Below are 13,217 nucleotides of genomic sequence, written 5' to 3'. Positions count from 1 at the left end.
TGCCGGCTCACTCGCCATCGGACACCTCGCGGCCCTTGCAGGTCACCAGCGAGGCGTCCTCGGTCAAGCGGTGGAAGCGCGGCAGCTCCAGTATGAGGCGGCGGCAGCACGGCGTGTCTGACTCGTCGCCGGGCGGGCAGGCATGCACCACGCTGCCGTGCTCGGCCTCCAGCGCGTCGAGTTCGGCGCGACGCCAGTTGTCGGCCCGGTCTCGACGGTCGGCGGCGGTGGTGAACGCGGCCCAGGCCTGCCTCGCGCGCCACGGGACCTTGCAGGACTCACAGCGCGGCTGGCCGTTGCGCATACCGGAGCGTTCGAGGTCGGCTCCGTGGAAGCGGCACACCTTCGGCAGGTCGGTCAGGGCCACGCGCACTGCGCGTTCTTCGGCTGGGCTCAAGTGGATCTCGCTCACGGGTTCTGCCCTTCGGTGGGTTCGGGGATGGCGCGCCCCTCAGAGGCCCGGGCGGTTCTCGCGGTCGCGCGAAGCAGCGCGGCGAGCATCGTCCTCGGCAGCGGCTCCGGTGCAGGGTTCTTCCGCGCGGGCTTGACGATCCGGAGGTCCGGATAGCCCGGCTCCAACAGTCCCCAACCATCGGGCAGCTCACCGTCGCGGACGACGGATCGGTCGCTGACGACCAGCCACCAAAACGTCATGTACGGGGTGAACTCGGCGGATTTCTCCGGCTGCTTCAGCTCAGCCAGCCAGTCCGACCGCGACACCTTGACCTCGTGGCCGTGAAGCGCCAGCCCTTTGGAAGGCCAGAGGTCCATTGCGATGTAGTCGGCGGTGCGGAGCGCGTCAAACCCGGCGGCGGAGCGGACGTGCTCCGCACCCACGTAGCGGGCACCGTTTCCGGCGAGCTTCCCGTAGCGGAGGTTGAGCAGATCTAGGACGTCGCGCTCGGTCATCCGATCAGGTGCGATGATCTCGGTCACGCTGACTCCGTTCTTCCGGAACTGTCAACGGCGTGCTGCCATTCCTGGTCCGTCATCTGCGGCACTTCTACGAGTGGACTGAAGTACGGCGGCAAGACTCGGTCGTCACGCCAGCGGTAAATGTCGCCGTCCCGCGCACGGCCTTCCACTCCGGCGGGCACGGTGTCGCCCGGGAAGAACACCCGGGGAGCGGGCGGGGCACTGTCGAGGATCGCCCGGATGCGCTGGAGAGCCTTCGATCGACTGTCGGCGATCCGCCACGTCGCGTCCTGCTCGTGCGGCTCGATGCCGGGCAACTCGTCGAGCACGGCGCGGATTTCGGGGATGCGGTTGTCCTCGGTCACGAGGTCACCCCCAGGTCCTGCACGTGTCCGCACGGGACGCACTGCGCGCGGCGTGGGAAGCCTTCGTGCTCGGGTCCCGCGCGCCAGCCGACCCACCGGTCCGCGCCGCACCGGACACACCGCCATTCGGTCTCGCTGTCGGGCAGCGGAGAGGAGCGCTGAGCGGCGGCGTAGCCCGTTGCGACGAGCACTCGCAGCGCCTCCGTCAACGTCACGCTGCGCTCGGCGATGACCGCGTTCAGGGCCTCAGCGGTGCGGGGGCCGATGTTGACCGTCAATCGGGTGACAGCCCCAGGATCGGTGTTCAGCGGCTTCTTCGGGTCGTGCGCGGGCAGCGGCGACCGCCAGCCCTCCTCGTCGAGCAGGAACGTCGCAGCCAGCGCGGCCCGCCACTGCGGGATCGCCGCGGTCTCCGCGATCGCCTTCGTCAGCTCGACCTTCGGGTCGCTCAGCTCCCAGCCCTCAGAGGCTCCCTGAGCCGTTGAACTGTCGTCTTGACCCTCTGATCCCACTGGGGTGATGTTCCCCCCTGAGAGAGACAAAGAGGCCCCGTGCGAGTGCCGCTGAAGCCACACCCCCAACGACTCCCGCGCCCGTTCCGACTCGCCGTAGATCTCGATCCATCGCTTGTCCCGGCCGCAGGCGAACTCCTGGACTCCCGAGTCGACGGGCTCGAAGTTCACGTGCTCGGGCACGGTCCATCCGAGGAACACGCGCGGGTTCGGTGCGGGTGTTGACTGCCCCGCCTGTTCGTCGATCACTCCGACACCTCCCGCAGCTCGGCGTCGTTCAGCACGCCAGTCGTGGCAAGTCGGGACAGGAGGCCCCCGATCGCCGCGAACCGCTGACTGGTCGGCATGGCCTTCGCCTTCGCCTCGTCGTCCGTGAAGACGAACCCGAGCGAGTAGGCCCGCAGCTGCAGCAGGTGCCGCTTCAGCTTCTCGACCTCGCTAGCGGCCACCTCGGCGGCGCGGTCGATCGCCGTGGTCTCGTCGACCGGAATGCCGGGCGCGTAGTGCGCCATCGACTGGCAGATCGCGGCCCGCATCTCGTGGTACAGCGAGTCGTCTCGGCGCGTGGTCTGTTCGTTGGTCATTGCTCTCTCCCTGCGTCAGCTGCGTCTCGCGCATCCCGAATCCGACGCGCATGCGCCGGCTGCTTCTCCAAAACTTCACCGGAAGACAAGTTCCGGCACGTCACCCCCACCCCCGCCTCACACCGCGGCTCCCGGCAGCGGACCGTCTCAGCGAGGTCCCGTTCCATCCGCCACTCCGCGTCCTCCAGGTGAAGCCTCCGCACCCAATCAGTCATGACACCGCCACCAAAGGCCGGTGATTGCAGGGACCGACGGTGCCGCGGTGCTTGCCGGCCGGATCCCACCGTCGGCCATCCGCGTCACAGAGGCGGCAGACGCGGATCGCGTTTTGACGGCGAGTGCTCGTCTCGTGGTCCCACTTCTCTTGGGCTTCGCGGGCGGAGGCGCAGCCTCGGCACGGAGGCGGGGACGGATCGTTGGTGTGGCGTGTGCATCGGTCGACCGGTCGTCCCGACTCCGACACAGACTCCGACACAGACAAAGACACAGACACAGAACGCTCCGGAATCCCCTCGGACTCCGCCTGGTTTCCGTCTGGATTCCGCTCGGATTCCGGACGGACAAACAGTGTCTCTTCCTGCGGTTTCACCGATCCGCGGGTCTTTCGCTTCCGATCCCGATCCGTCGCACGGTCGGACTCCACACGTTCCTTTGTGAGGTTCCGATCGGCGTACTGGTGGAACTGAAAGCCGCCCCTTCTCCGCCTCCACAGCCCGCGAACCACGAGTTCTTCCGCCACCTCAACGCTCGACCGCAAGGTGTGAACGAGTACGTCCTCGGAGATGAAGCCGTCTTGCAGCTTCGCCGCGGAGAACGAACCAGCCCGCACCCATAGGGAGAACGCGGCGTCGGACATCCCCGTGGTCTTGGGGTGGTCGTAGAAGTCAGGGTCGACCTGGAACCGGATCACCATCAGGCAGCTCCCTCTTGTGCGCGCCGGCGGGACCGCTCCACAGTCCGGACCGAGCACCCCAGCGTCCGCGCGATCGCCTCGTCGTCGGCTCCCTGAGCCTCGAGTTCAGCGATCTTCTGGTCACGTTCGATCCGGGACTGGGCGTCGACAACGTTGCGGCGTAGGCCGTGAGCGATGCGGGTCTGGAACACCCGGTGGGTGGAGATCCCCAGCCGCATCGCGATCTCTCGGTCAGTGAGGTTCCCGAACTCGGCGAGTTTGATGATCGCGTCGTCGTGCTTGTGTGCCTCGAGGCTGCGCTGCTGGTTGTGACTGAGCTTCCCGTGGTCCGGGTGCAACGCGGCAACACCGCCGATCGGCTCGCACCACGCGGGCCCTTGGTGGAGTTGCTGTTCGTCGGGGTCGACCATCGCGGCGAGCGAGATGAGCGCGGCCAGCAGGCGTTGGGGGTCGTTGTGGCCCCAGCGGTTGATGCGGCCCCACACTTCGTGGGGGTCGAGTTCGCGGACGTCGACGGCGATGCTGAGGGCGTCGAGGTTGCCCTGATAGGAGCGGCGGCCGGCGTCGCCTTGGAGAGTGGGGCAGGCGGCGATGTTGTCGAGCCGTTCGCGATGCGTGTCGGGCATCGGGGCACCTCCCTTGTCGGGGTAGAGAAGTAGGAACAGGAAAGATCAGGACTTGGCCACCAGCGCCCACGCGATCGCGTGGGCGACCGCCAACGTGGCGTGTACCTGAGCCGCAGCGAGCGCATTGCCGATCGAGTTGACGCCGTCTTCCAGCGCGGGGTACTCCTCAGCCTCACCCGGCTGCCGGTGGCCCGGCGCCTGACAGGACTGGAGCAGCCGCTCCGCCTCTTCGAAGTGCTCGGGGCCGGTCATCAGCCCTCGACATCCCACAGGACGACTGGGAAGTAGCCCGGCTTGCCGCGGTTCGCCTTGCCGTCCGTCCCGCCGCCGGACCATTCGAGCCAAGAGCTGATCGGCTCCAGGCTGTGGAACTGGTCGCAGTAGCCGCACTCGTCGTCACGGCTTTCTCCGTGGTCAGGGCAGGCGGTGAACACTCGCGCGTAGGTGTACCGCAGCTGGTCGGCGACGGGCAGTTCGTCCACCCCGAGGCCGATCTTGTCCTCGCGGTTGATCGTCTCGATCGCGGCGAGCACGTCGCGGCGGTAGGCATGACCTAGGAACACCCAGGTCTCGCCTTCCTCGCCGAGCTGGACGGTGCGGAGGCCGGCCCGCACGGTCGTGTCGGCGATGATCTGCTCGGGGAACGCCGAGTCCGGCCAGATCTTCACTGCTGCTTCGCTCATCTGTTCTGTCCTTCCGGGTAGGTGATGACGGGATACGCCTGGGACTGGTCTCGGCGGTCCCGGGCCGCAGCCGGCGTCACGCTGCGGCCCTCTGCTCGAGATCCCTGAGGCTCAGCCCGATGTGGCGCGTGTAGGCCGGTGGGATCGCCTCGTTGAGTTCGAGCCGGTCGTCGGTGTGGTGCAGCCCCAACGCCAGCTGGGACTCGAGGATGGAGGGCTTGCCTCCGCCGTCGCCGTAGACGCCGTAGACGGTCCCGCGGTGCCACTCCCCACACCCTGGGCAGGCGCTTGGCTCAGGCGTGGCGATATGGCCGTGACGCCACCCGATGGTCCGGTGCCCCTTGTGCAGTCCTTCGTGCGCTCGAGGCGGAGAGACGGTGAAGCCGTCGAGCTCGAAGTAGCGGTGCCGGAACGTAGGCAGTCGGAACATCAGACCGCACAGCATCAGGTCCTTGCGAAGCCGCTTCGACACGCCGTTCTCGATGATTGTCGGGACACCGTGTTCGGCGCGGACTCGAGCGAGCATCTCCCGGGTGTCGGGAATGAGGTCGACGTGGTTGTCTTCCCAGCCGTCCCGGCAGCGGTTGCCGGCGGTGATCGCGATGGCGTCCTGGCACGGCGGGGACGTGTGCACCGCGGCGACACGGCGCCCTCCACGAGTGAGCTTCGTGACGAGCCAGGGGATGGTCTCGAGGGCGTCGCCGCGGTAGCAGGGGTACGGGTAGTTGTCTCGAGGGTGGAGCTCGACTCCGATGACGTCGTAGCCGGCGTCCCAGTAGCCGCGGGCGGCCCCGCCGGCGCAGGCGTACCCGTCGACGATGACGTCCCTCATGACGCCACCCGGAAATAGTGATCGTGGGTGTCGCGGAGCAGCCGCAGCACACCCCTGCCGTCGCCGGCCAGCAGCAGCGGGAACACGAGTTCGGTGTAGGCGGTGGCGGAGTGGCCTTCGAAGCACAAGCCGCCGGCGATGGGGCAGTGGAAGATGGGGTTGTCGGCCCATCCGGTGACGGGTTGGGGGGCGTGGATGATGAGTTCGCCGTGGTCGCCGTTGTTGGGGGTGCACCAGTATTCGACGGCACCCAATGCGTTTTGGATGACGGCGCCGATGTGGCCTTGGGTGGCGCGGCCCCAGGCGTGGAGTCCGGGGGTGTAGTGGGTGTCGATGGCTTTCTCGACAGCGCTTCGGGAAGTCACGCCGACACCTCCGCCTTCAGGTCGCGGCGGTGAGCGTCGAGCTTGGCCGCCTCCGTTGCGAGGTCCCAGAGGTAGACCGAGGCCGACCGAGGGGCGTTGACGAACTCCTGGATGACGTCAGCTGCGACCCCAACAGCTCCGCTTCGCAGGCCGTCCTTCACGAAGCTCTTGGCCTCCATGCGAATCCGCGAGGCGGCCTTCTCCAGGGCGCTGGCCATGGCCTCCGACAGGCGTGTCAGGTCGGCCACGCGGTCGTCTTCTTCGGTTCGGGAAGTCACTGAGACACCTCCGCCTGTGCCGCCTGGGCAGCCGCAAGGGCACACGAAGCTGGGACGGCCCAGTCGAAGGCCGCGGCGGGCTCAGCCCAGTCCTGTTGGGGGTGAACCTCGTCCATCCAGCCGAACCAAGTGAGAACGCCGTGCTCGACGTGGGCGACGTTGAAGTCGTCGCTGCCCACCCAGTTCATGCCGTGAGCGATTGCGGCCGCGCGGGTACCGCAGAGTTCACCGTCCCAGGAGTAGCTCATCTTCCAGTCCGCAGGCGTGCCGACGACCTGGCCAGCGATGGCTACCCATCCGGTCTGCGCGGTGCATGTGGTGGTCATAGGTTTCCGATCTTGGAGAGGAGTAGGAGGAGGGTGATGACACAGAGCGGGGCGAGGACCACCAACAAGCCGATGATCGCGAGTGCGGTGTAGGCCCAGTCCTTGACGGACTCAGCCACATCACCCCACCGAACCCAGTCGGCGTGAGAGATCGCCATCAAGCCGCCTCCCACTTCGGGCAGCTGGTCCGCAGCCCCTCGGTGAGGTCGAGCCCGGCGGCGCAGTCCTCGGTCTCCGGCGGGCAGTTGCAGTCGTAGCCGCCGGGGCAGCCGGACGGCAGCGAGTAGTGCACGCACGTCTTGCAGCCACGCACAGCTGGGTTGAGCCAGCACCGTCCGATGTGCTTGACCGTGGCCGTCTTGCTGGACCGGCTCCGGGGGCAGAAGGTGCAGCGCCAGCGGACCACGTGCAGCGGAATGGGTTCAGGCTGCGTCATCGGGGATCACCTCCGACCGCTCCGCGAGGTGAAAGGCCCCGTCATCGTCGAGCACTGCGCGGGCCTGGTAGCTGCCCCACATCCACACCAGCGCCGGAGTCTCAGCCGGGTCCAGTCCGGTCGGGATGGTCCAGCCGTTCTCCACCGCCACGTTCGGGTTCCGGTGGATGAACCCGTGACACCCGTCCGCATTCCCATGCCCGCACACCGCGAGCCCGTTGGACGGGACGTACAGGCCGCCACGCCCGGAGGGAAGGCGGTGCTGCCACTCCCGTGCCCGGTCCTGACACCAGCCCTCCACGCGGACCTCGCAGGCCCCGTCAGCGCGGGCGAACGTGGTGTCGCGGCACTGCCGTTCAGTGATGGTCCGCTCGCACGTAGCGCACTCCACCACCGTCTTGCTCTTCTGCCGCCACTGATGCGGGTTCACGACTGCGCTCCGGCCTTGAGGTACGCCCGGTACTGCTCCAGCGTCTCCACGTCAGCGGTCCGGAACTCCTTCTCCCCACGCGACCACGTGTGGAAGTCCCCGTCGATCGCCGCAATCCCCCACCGACGCGGAGGGCGCTTCGCCTCCGCCATGATCACGTTCCGCATCTCGATCGCACGCTGGTCCGGGGTCAGCACCGGCGCGTCCGCAGCCTCCGCGGCGGGCCCGGCGGGTTCCTTCTTCCACAGGTCCAGTGCCACCCCGAACCGCATCGCAGCGTTGCGGATGGCGTCACCGATGACTTCCTTGATGGCGTCGCCGCCGCGCTTCGCCCCCGCATGGCCGTAGCCCAGACGCTGGACCCCGCCGATCTCCAGCCGGATCCACATCCCGCCGTTCTCATCCCGCGCAGGCAGGCCTTGCCCATCGAGGGCGAGCGGCTCCCAGTTCCACGTCGGGTCGACCAACAGGAGACGTTCAGTGACGTGTGCGTGGCCCACGTAGTCGATGTGGATGTGCTTGCCGAGGTAGGCCTTGCAGACACCGCACGTCTTCCGCTTGTGCTCGGCACAGGACCGGTCCGAGCAGGGCTTGCACACCACCTTCGGCAAGTGCCCGACCTGGTCCCCGGTGAACGGTGCGCGGAGCTTCACGAGCGTCTCGTCGTTCACGCGGCATCATCCCCGCCGGCGAGCAGCTCCAGCGGCATCCGCTCCCGCATCAACTCGATCACCACCGGCAGCGCGCCCTTCGCCGGGACCACCCGCAGCGACGGCACACCAGACGACATCGACACCCCCGGCACATCCGCCTCCCCGCCCGGACCGACCGGCATCCCCGCGTCCGTGGAGTCCTCCAGGACCCGCGCCCGGAAATGCGGGGAGACCTTCGCGATCCGCTTCACCAGTTCAGGGGCGTGCTCGTAGAGGACCGCGGCGACCTGCTCGTGAGAGCCGAGGATCGCGAAGTCCCATTCGACGTCGTCGGGGTAGGTTTTCTCTGCCCAGTCGGCGAAGGCGCGTTCGTCGGAGATGCGGGGCTTCGGGTCGGGGTCCGACATGGACACTGTCCCGATCTTCTCCCCGTCGAGCGGGGACCGAACGGAGACGCGGGCACCGGCTTCGAGGGCGGTGTTCTTGCGGGCGTCGTCGTACAGCTCTTTGGTGGCGCCAGAGACCACGGCGAGGGTGGCGAGGCGGAGCAGGTTGTCGTCGCTCATGCTGCCACCTCCCACTGGTCCAGAACGCCCATGCGGTACGCCATCGCTACCGCGGACGCCCGATCGCGTGCGCCGAGCCGGCGGAACAGATGCCGTGTGCAGTACGTCTTTGTCGAGTTCTCGGCAAGGTCGATCAGTTCCGCTACCTCGCGGTAGCCGAGTCCGTCAGCGAAGCCTCGAAGGATCGCGCGGTCCCGATCTGAAAGCCCTCCGATGGGGATCGGCAGGCGGGGTTCGCCGTCGATGGCGAAGCACCGCAGTGCACCTGTCTGTTCAAGGACTGGTCCGAGTTGGATGCCGTACCCGGCGAGGATAGTTCCGACGCGGGGGATGGTGAGGGTGTCGGCTGAGAGGACGATGCTGCGGGCGGTCACGACGTGCCTCCGAGAGCGATGGCGGCGGACTCGCCGAACTGGTTTCGGGTCCGCAGCCAGATGATGTTGAGGGCGAGGGTGTAGCCCATCGCGACGCCCTTGACGTAGTCCGACCCGAGGTGCGCACGGCCACGTCCGTAGTACTCGGCGCGGGCTTCGGAGATGTCGTTGCAGGCGCTGGCGAGGTCGTCGCGGAGCCGCTCTTCGGAGAGGTCACTCATGCCGCGTCACCGCCGTTGGCTGCGCGATCCGCGACCGCGTCGACAACGTCCTGCGCTCGCTTCAGTGCGGCGCCCCGAACGAACTCGGCGACGCTGACACGCGAGATCGCGGCGACCTTCTCGATCAGCTGCTTCTCCCAGACGGTGCAGCGGATGCAGATCAGCTGGTCCTTCTTGCGCTTCTCGGAGCCGCTCATCGTGTGTACCTTCCGTACAGGGCGGACCCCACCGTGAACACCCGAACACCCTGAAACAGAACCCATCCCTGGAAGCGCTTCACCACAGCACCGTCGTTTCCTTCTTCGGCCACGGGATCTCCCAGCCGCTCACGTCGCGCGTACCGCCGTACCTGACCCAGTAGCCCGCGTTCGTCGTGTACTGGTACGCAGCCCGGAACCGGTCAGGGCTGGTGAACGTGCGGAGCTTGCCGTGCTCCGGCAGGTCGGTCGGGTGCATCCCGCCTTCGAGGACAGTGATCTTCGAATCTTCGACGGCCACCACGACGACCCAGAACGAGTACATCTCGTGGAACTGCTGGCCGACGCTCGGCGCACCGAATGCAGCCGCCGTCTCCGCCTTGGTGTCGGTCATCAGTTCTTGCCGTCCTTCCCGGACTTGCGCTTGTCGGTGATCTCTTCCTTGATGATCTGGTCGACCTTGTCCTTGGCCTTGCTCCACTTGCTCATGCCACGCCCCCGTGAGCCCAGAAGTAGCCAGCCCAGAAGTGGGCAAAGCACCGGTCTTCCTCGCCCAGCGAGGACGTCGCGATCTTGTGCTGCGCCTTCGCCGTGGCATCCTGATCCGCGACCGGGTAGCGGACGATCTCGTCTTCCGTGTAGCGGTCGAACAGCACCACATCCGGACCGATCTGCTGCATCAGGAACTGTTCACTCGGCAACTGAGCCATTACGCCGCTCCCTCGAATCGCTTCCCGAACGTGACCCACCGGCCACCAACCAACTGCTCAATCTGCACGTCGTGATCGTCGAACTTCTCCCGCTCCAAACGAGCCACAAACGACCCGTCTCCGCACGACCAGGCACAGCACGTACAGCACGACACCAACTCCGTACGAATCCCCGCCGGCGGAAACGGACCCGGACGGGGGTGTATCCGCCACGACACGACGTGGCCTTCCTGGCTGCACTCCAGGCATGGGTCCAGGTGCGGCATCGCTGCGGCGTACTCGGCGCGCATCGACGCGGATGTTTCGATCTCGGGGCGGACGTACTCGGGGTGCACGGGCGGGAAGGTGAAGGTCTGGCGGGCACTCACGACACACCGCCTGAGCACACGCGGACCGAGTCTGCGACGACACACCAGACCGCGCCGTTGTCGTCACGGACGCGCTCGCCTTGGTTGTCGTCGTAGGGCATCAGCTCTCCGACGACAACCGTTCCCATGCGGTCCAAGCGGTGAGCGCTGACGCGTTCTCCGTTTTGCAGCTCCTCGCTCACTGGTTCACCCACCCGAGCAGGGGTGGCCAGCAGCACCAGACCGGACATGCCCCCCGCAACCTGACGCTGCCACGACATCCGCGCCTTGAACCGCGACCACCGCGAGACCGGACGGAACTCCACCGTCGGCGCCTCCGCGTCCACGTCACCCTCCGGCCACGCCGGGGCGCACCCCTGAAGACGCGGCACCGGAGACGGGATGAAGTCCGTGTCGTCCCAGTCCGGGGCGCGGTGCTTCCCCACGTACGGCTCAACCTCAGCCAAGCGGTGACGGGCCGGCGCGGTCACTGCTCCGCCGCCTTCATGTCGGCCATCAGTTCGGCGTGCGCCTTACGCAGGAACGCCTTGTCGGTCTCTCCGTCGAGGTAGCTCTGCACCAGCGCGTTGAGGTAGCCGAGCGCGTAGTTGCTGCCGTACTCGGCGAGGCGGGCGATGTGTTCGGCGCGGCGCACAATGTGCTCAGCGCCGCGCGGATCTTCCTGGGCGGTCACTGGGACACCACCTGACGCTGACGGATCACGAACGACCACAGACGCTGCAAGGTCGGATACTCGGCACGTCCGGCGTTGTAGTTGGCATCGAAGCCGAGGGCGATCGCCGAGTGCTCGTCGGCACCGAAGAAGTACAAGTCGGCTCGGTCGAAGTTCCCGTAGACCTGGCCGAGCACGCACCGGCACGTGGACCTCATGTCCAGGTCGATTACCTGGACGCAGTCCGACCAGCCAGGCGTCTTCTCGTCCAGAAACTCGACACCGGCGCGGACGCGGGCGGCGAGGCTCTTCGGTACGATCTGTTCGTCCATGAGGGCGTTCTCCTCTTGGTCAGGCGGCCCCCGTGTGCAGCGGGGGCCGCTCTCATGTGGATGGAAAGATCAGGGACCGGCGGGCGGGTTCAAGCGCTGCTGCTGCGGCGCGTTGCCAGCGGCCCAGGTGGCCGGGAACTCGTGCTCCAGCCAGTCCGCGATCCGCTCGTAGGCGGAGCGGTAGCCGTGGTCGTACTCGGACTCATTGGCCTTGTGGAGCGTGGGCAGCCACAGCCGAAGCGTCTCTGCTGCGTCCTTGACTGTCGGTTCGTCTGGGACCATCAGAGGCTCCTGTACAGCTGAGCCGCGAGGTACAGCAGAGCGAAGAAGCACACGACCGCGACGACTCCCCCAGCCCAGTACCGGTTCTCCTGACGACTACTACGGCGGTCCATGCGAATCTCCAGTCTCAGTGGATTTCAGGTGTGGTCCCGGTGGTCTGACCAGCAGGGGTGAGGTGGAGGGAAACCAGCCAGACCACCGGAAGAATCAGGCCGACAACAGCAGTGGACCCCCGCCGCCCAGCCGGCGATGCAACTCATGCAGGCCCTTCACGGTGATCCGCAGCTGCTTCGACACCTGCTGCTCACCGACGCCCTCGTTGAAGAAGTCCCGCGTCCGAACCGACAACCGCCCCGCATCGACCTGCCGCTGATACGGCAACCCGACCCGGTCGGTCCAGCCGATCTCCTTCAGGTACTTCGACAGTCGGTTCTGTCCGGTGGAGATGGCAGGGTCGCGGTCCAAGATCTGCGCGGTCTCACGCAGCGAGTAGTCCCCTACGGCTTCAGCGAGCTGAGACCACGACGCCGCGGCAGGCTCTAGCTCGCCGATCAGTTCGTCCTTCGCCTCGATCTCCCGGGCCTGCCGCGCGGCGAGCTCGAGAGCGTCAGCGAACGACTTGGGTACGTCGACCTCGTAGCGGCCCGTCTTCCGGATCGCGGGCAGGACCTCGTCGGTGACCCAGTCTTGGAACTCGTCGGCCAAGACGGTCCGAGCCCGCATGAGGAGTCGGTACAAGCCGCCCTCGGAGACCACCGTCGCGGACTGCTCACCGGAGGGTGTCGCGATTCGCGACACCCTCTTCTGGTGGTCGCGGACGTGCTTCGACGTGGCGTCGCGGCTGTTGCTGTAGCCGAGGATGTAGCAGACGTCGCCAGCGACGAACCACGGTTCGCCGTCGACGGGGACCACGCGGACCGCGGTGCCGCGGAAATCGAAGGGAACGAGGTCGTTCATCACGCCGCCTCCTTGGTTCCGAGGAAGCGGTCGATCTCTTCGTCGGCGACGACGTACAGCTGGCCAACCTTCTTGGCGCGCAGTGTGCCGTCGTGGATGAGTTCGAGGACGGTGTCGTAGCCGAGGCCGGTCATCGCGGCGATCTCGCGGGGCTTCCACGACTTCCGCGGCGGCGCCTTGACGGCCTTCTCCAGGCGGGTGATGCGGTCGGTGAGCCGCTCGATGGCGGCGAGGACGGTCACGCCGCGTCCTCGGTTGCCCGGCGCGGGCCTCTGGTCGGCTCCTTCGTCTGCCGCTTCCCTGGACCAGAAGGTCGGCCCGGCTGCTTCGGCGGTTCCGAGGGGTCGCCCTTCGGCTTGGCGAGGACATCGCTGACGTCGACGTCGAGAGCGACCGCGATGCGGTGGATGACTCGCATGGACGGTTCGTCCACGCCGCTGATGATGTTCGAGAGGTACTTGGTGGAACGTCCGATGCGCGCCGCGAGCTCCCCGTTGGACAGGTCAAGCTCGTCTCGTCGGCTGCGGAGGAACTGGTGGTTCGTGGCTGGCATAAGCCAGACATTGCCAGACTTTACGGCGAGTTACAACCAGAGATTCCCAGTTGTTACCTGGTTGGCCGATCGCAAAGTCTGGCAATA

29 protein-coding genes are annotated in these 13,217 nt (G+C 67.1%); all 29 read right to left on the bottom strand.

The window, feature by feature from the left end:
• Positions 1–7: 7 nt before the first annotated feature.
• Positions 8–412 (bottom strand): hypothetical protein, encoded by a 405-nt coding sequence (locus ACIOD2_RS32250; protein ID WP_400546557.1) that lies wholly within the window; start codon positions 410–412, stop codon positions 8–10.
• On the bottom strand, positions 409–936 hold the full coding sequence (locus ACIOD2_RS32245; RefSeq protein ID WP_400546554.1) for a hypothetical protein: 528 nt from the start codon (positions 934–936) through the stop codon (positions 409–411). The genes ACIOD2_RS32250 and ACIOD2_RS32245 overlap by 4 nt, the downstream gene beginning before the upstream one ends.
• Positions 933–1,280 (bottom strand): hypothetical protein, encoded by a 348-nt coding sequence (locus ACIOD2_RS32240; RefSeq protein ID WP_400546551.1) that lies wholly within the window; start codon positions 1,278–1,280, stop codon positions 933–935. The genes ACIOD2_RS32245 and ACIOD2_RS32240 overlap by 4 nt, the downstream gene beginning before the upstream one ends.
• A complete protein-coding gene (locus tag ACIOD2_RS32235) occupies positions 1,277–2,041 on the bottom strand; it encodes a hypothetical protein (RefSeq protein WP_400546548.1) in 765 nt (254 codons plus the stop codon). Before ACIOD2_RS32235 ends, ACIOD2_RS32240 begins: the two co-directional genes overlap by 4 nt.
• Positions 2,038–2,376 carry a hypothetical protein gene (locus tag ACIOD2_RS32230; RefSeq protein WP_400546545.1) on the bottom strand — a complete coding sequence of 113 codons (339 nt, stop codon included), beginning with the start codon at positions 2,374–2,376 and terminating at the stop codon, positions 2,038–2,040. Before ACIOD2_RS32230 ends, ACIOD2_RS32235 begins: the two co-directional genes overlap by 4 nt.
• Positions 2,377–2,587: 211 nt before the next feature.
• Entirely contained in the window at positions 2,588–3,289 is a 702-nt protein-coding gene (locus ACIOD2_RS32225; protein ID WP_400546542.1) for a hypothetical protein, read from the bottom strand.
• On the bottom strand, positions 3,289–3,915 hold the full coding sequence (locus tag ACIOD2_RS32220; protein WP_400546539.1) for a helix-turn-helix domain-containing protein: 627 nt from the start codon (positions 3,913–3,915) through the stop codon (positions 3,289–3,291). The genes ACIOD2_RS32225 and ACIOD2_RS32220 overlap by 1 nt, the downstream gene beginning before the upstream one ends.
• Before the next feature lie 45 nt (positions 3,916–3,960).
• Positions 3,961–4,167 carry a hypothetical protein gene (locus tag ACIOD2_RS32215; RefSeq protein ID WP_400546536.1) on the bottom strand — a complete coding sequence of 69 codons (207 nt, stop codon included), beginning with the start codon at positions 4,165–4,167 and terminating at the stop codon, positions 3,961–3,963.
• A complete protein-coding gene (locus ACIOD2_RS32210; protein WP_400546533.1) occupies positions 4,167–4,598 on the bottom strand; it encodes a hypothetical protein in 432 nt (143 codons plus the stop codon). The genes ACIOD2_RS32215 and ACIOD2_RS32210 overlap by 1 nt, the downstream gene beginning before the upstream one ends.
• A gap of 76 nt (positions 4,599–4,674) precedes the next feature.
• The gene (locus tag ACIOD2_RS32205; RefSeq protein WP_400546530.1) at positions 4,675–5,430 is read right to left on the bottom strand and encodes a DNA methylase; all 756 of its coding nucleotides are present in this window, start codon (positions 5,428–5,430) and stop codon (positions 4,675–4,677) included.
• Entirely contained in the window at positions 5,427–5,795 is a 369-nt protein-coding gene (locus ACIOD2_RS32200; protein ID WP_400546527.1) for a hypothetical protein, read from the bottom strand. Before ACIOD2_RS32200 ends, ACIOD2_RS32205 begins: the two co-directional genes overlap by 4 nt.
• Positions 5,792–6,073 (bottom strand): hypothetical protein, encoded by a 282-nt coding sequence (locus tag ACIOD2_RS32195; protein WP_400546524.1) that lies wholly within the window; start codon positions 6,071–6,073, stop codon positions 5,792–5,794. Before ACIOD2_RS32195 ends, ACIOD2_RS32200 begins: the two co-directional genes overlap by 4 nt.
• On the bottom strand, positions 6,070–6,399 hold the full coding sequence (locus tag ACIOD2_RS32190; protein WP_400546521.1) for a hypothetical protein: 330 nt from the start codon (positions 6,397–6,399) through the stop codon (positions 6,070–6,072). The genes ACIOD2_RS32195 and ACIOD2_RS32190 overlap by 4 nt, the downstream gene beginning before the upstream one ends.
• 157 nt (positions 6,400–6,556) lie before the next feature.
• Positions 6,557–6,835 carry a hypothetical protein gene (locus tag ACIOD2_RS32185; protein WP_400546518.1) on the bottom strand — a complete coding sequence of 93 codons (279 nt, stop codon included), beginning with the start codon at positions 6,833–6,835 and terminating at the stop codon, positions 6,557–6,559.
• The gene (locus ACIOD2_RS32180; protein ID WP_400546515.1) at positions 6,822–7,265 is read right to left on the bottom strand and encodes a hypothetical protein; all 444 of its coding nucleotides are present in this window, start codon (positions 7,263–7,265) and stop codon (positions 6,822–6,824) included. Before ACIOD2_RS32180 ends, ACIOD2_RS32185 begins: the two co-directional genes overlap by 14 nt.
• Positions 7,262–7,936, bottom strand: coding sequence for a hypothetical protein (locus ACIOD2_RS32175; RefSeq protein ID WP_400546512.1), 675 nt, complete (start codon positions 7,934–7,936; stop codon positions 7,262–7,264). The genes ACIOD2_RS32180 and ACIOD2_RS32175 overlap by 4 nt, the downstream gene beginning before the upstream one ends.
• Complete coding sequence (locus ACIOD2_RS32170; RefSeq protein ID WP_400546509.1) at positions 7,933–8,484, bottom strand: hypothetical protein; 552 nt, start codon at positions 8,482–8,484, stop codon at positions 7,933–7,935. Before ACIOD2_RS32170 ends, ACIOD2_RS32175 begins: the two co-directional genes overlap by 4 nt.
• Positions 8,481–8,858 carry a response regulator transcription factor gene (locus tag ACIOD2_RS32165; protein WP_400546506.1) on the bottom strand — a complete coding sequence of 126 codons (378 nt, stop codon included), beginning with the start codon at positions 8,856–8,858 and terminating at the stop codon, positions 8,481–8,483. Before ACIOD2_RS32165 ends, ACIOD2_RS32170 begins: the two co-directional genes overlap by 4 nt.
• Positions 8,855–9,079: a hypothetical protein gene (locus ACIOD2_RS32160; protein ID WP_400546503.1), complete on the bottom strand. Its 225-nt coding sequence runs from the start codon at positions 9,077–9,079 to the stop codon at positions 8,855–8,857. Before ACIOD2_RS32160 ends, ACIOD2_RS32165 begins: the two co-directional genes overlap by 4 nt.
• A complete protein-coding gene (locus ACIOD2_RS32155) occupies positions 9,076–9,276 on the bottom strand; it encodes a plasmid mobilization protein (protein ID WP_400546500.1) in 201 nt (66 codons plus the stop codon). Before ACIOD2_RS32155 ends, ACIOD2_RS32160 begins: the two co-directional genes overlap by 4 nt.
• Positions 9,277–9,355: 79 nt before the next feature.
• A complete protein-coding gene (locus ACIOD2_RS32150; RefSeq protein ID WP_400546497.1) occupies positions 9,356–9,670 on the bottom strand; it encodes a hypothetical protein in 315 nt (104 codons plus the stop codon).
• A gap of 91 nt (positions 9,671–9,761) precedes the next feature.
• Positions 9,762–9,986 (bottom strand): hypothetical protein, encoded by a 225-nt coding sequence (locus tag ACIOD2_RS32145; protein ID WP_400546494.1) that lies wholly within the window; start codon positions 9,984–9,986, stop codon positions 9,762–9,764.
• A 364-nt stretch (positions 9,987–10,350) separates the two neighbouring features.
• Positions 10,351–10,680, bottom strand: coding sequence for a hypothetical protein (locus ACIOD2_RS32140; protein ID WP_400546491.1), 330 nt, complete (start codon positions 10,678–10,680; stop codon positions 10,351–10,353).
• Between the two features lie 140 nt (positions 10,681–10,820).
• On the bottom strand, positions 10,821–11,027 hold the full coding sequence (locus ACIOD2_RS32135; RefSeq protein ID WP_400546488.1) for a hypothetical protein: 207 nt from the start codon (positions 11,025–11,027) through the stop codon (positions 10,821–10,823).
• Positions 11,024–11,338 (bottom strand): hypothetical protein, encoded by a 315-nt coding sequence (locus ACIOD2_RS32130; protein ID WP_400546485.1) that lies wholly within the window; start codon positions 11,336–11,338, stop codon positions 11,024–11,026. The genes ACIOD2_RS32135 and ACIOD2_RS32130 overlap by 4 nt, the downstream gene beginning before the upstream one ends.
• Before the next feature lie 69 nt (positions 11,339–11,407).
• Positions 11,408–11,620 (bottom strand): hypothetical protein, encoded by a 213-nt coding sequence (locus ACIOD2_RS32125; RefSeq protein WP_400546482.1) that lies wholly within the window; start codon positions 11,618–11,620, stop codon positions 11,408–11,410.
• Positions 11,621–11,827: 207 nt separating this feature from the next.
• Positions 11,828–12,577 carry a BRO family protein gene (locus ACIOD2_RS32120; RefSeq protein ID WP_400548851.1) on the bottom strand — a complete coding sequence of 250 codons (750 nt, stop codon included), beginning with the start codon at positions 12,575–12,577 and terminating at the stop codon, positions 11,828–11,830.
• Positions 12,577–12,819 (bottom strand): excisionase family DNA-binding protein, encoded by a 243-nt coding sequence (locus ACIOD2_RS32115; protein WP_400546479.1) that lies wholly within the window; start codon positions 12,817–12,819, stop codon positions 12,577–12,579. The genes ACIOD2_RS32120 and ACIOD2_RS32115 overlap by 1 nt, the downstream gene beginning before the upstream one ends.
• Entirely contained in the window at positions 12,816–13,130 is a 315-nt protein-coding gene (locus ACIOD2_RS32110; RefSeq protein WP_400546476.1) for a helix-turn-helix domain-containing protein, read from the bottom strand. The genes ACIOD2_RS32115 and ACIOD2_RS32110 overlap by 4 nt, the downstream gene beginning before the upstream one ends.
• Positions 13,131–13,217: the final 87 nt, after the last annotated feature.

Origin of the sequence: Amycolatopsis sp. NPDC088138, from assembly GCF_044741685.1 — a bacterium.
In the GTDB taxonomy this organism is placed as follows: Bacteria; Actinomycetota; Actinomycetes; order Mycobacteriales; family Pseudonocardiaceae; genus Amycolatopsis.
Note: the sequence above shows the minus strand (reverse complement) of the source record. Positions and strands in the feature narration are given on the sequence as shown.

Bases quoted from the DNA above. Each gene is read 5' to 3' on its own strand.
- ACIOD2_RS32185 (WP_400546518.1), bottom strand. From the start codon at position 6,835: ATGACGCAGCCTGAACCCATTCCGCTGCACGTGGTCCGCTGGCGCTGC.
- ACIOD2_RS32160 (WP_400546503.1), bottom strand. From the start codon at position 9,079: ATGAGTGACCTCTCCGAAGAGCGGCTCCGCGACGACCTCGCCAGCGCC.
- ACIOD2_RS32125 (WP_400546482.1), bottom strand. From the start codon at position 11,620: ATGGTCCCAGACGAACCGACAGTCAAGGACGCAGCAGAGACGCTTCGG.
- ACIOD2_RS32225 (WP_400546542.1), bottom strand. From the start codon at position 3,289: ATGGTGATCCGGTTCCAGGTCGACCCTGACTTCTACGACCACCCCAAG.
- ACIOD2_RS32155 (WP_400546500.1), bottom strand. From the start codon at position 9,276: ATGAGCGGCTCCGAGAAGCGCAAGAAGGACCAGCTGATCTGCATCCGC.
- ACIOD2_RS32145 (WP_400546494.1), bottom strand. From the start codon at position 9,986: ATGGCTCAGTTGCCGAGTGAACAGTTCCTGATGCAGCAGATCGGTCCG.
- ACIOD2_RS32230 (WP_400546545.1), bottom strand. From the start codon at position 2,376: ATGACCAACGAACAGACCACGCGCCGAGACGACTCGCTGTACCACGAG.
- ACIOD2_RS32120 (WP_400548851.1), bottom strand. From the start codon at position 12,577: ATGAACGACCTCGTTCCCTTCGATTTCCGCGGCACCGCGGTCCGCGTG.
- ACIOD2_RS32205 (WP_400546530.1), bottom strand. From the start codon at position 5,430: ATGAGGGACGTCATCGTCGACGGGTACGCCTGCGCCGGCGGGGCCGCC.
- ACIOD2_RS32110 (WP_400546476.1), bottom strand. From the start codon at position 13,130: ATGCCAGCCACGAACCACCAGTTCCTCCGCAGCCGACGAGACGAGCTT.
- ACIOD2_RS32220 (WP_400546539.1), bottom strand. From the start codon at position 3,915: ATGCCCGACACGCATCGCGAACGGCTCGACAACATCGCCGCCTGCCCC.
- ACIOD2_RS32150 (WP_400546497.1), bottom strand. From the start codon at position 9,670: ATGACCGACACCAAGGCGGAGACGGCGGCTGCATTCGGTGCGCCGAGC.
- ACIOD2_RS32170 (WP_400546509.1), bottom strand. From the start codon at position 8,484: ATGAGCGACGACAACCTGCTCCGCCTCGCCACCCTCGCCGTGGTCTCT.
- ACIOD2_RS32130 (WP_400546485.1), bottom strand. From the start codon at position 11,338: ATGGACGAACAGATCGTACCGAAGAGCCTCGCCGCCCGCGTCCGCGCC.
- ACIOD2_RS32190 (WP_400546521.1), bottom strand. From the start codon at position 6,399: ATGACCACCACATGCACCGCGCAGACCGGATGGGTAGCCATCGCTGGC.
- ACIOD2_RS32210 (WP_400546533.1), bottom strand. From the start codon at position 4,598: ATGAGCGAAGCAGCAGTGAAGATCTGGCCGGACTCGGCGTTCCCCGAG.
- ACIOD2_RS32215 (WP_400546536.1), bottom strand. From the start codon at position 4,167: ATGACCGGCCCCGAGCACTTCGAAGAGGCGGAGCGGCTGCTCCAGTCC.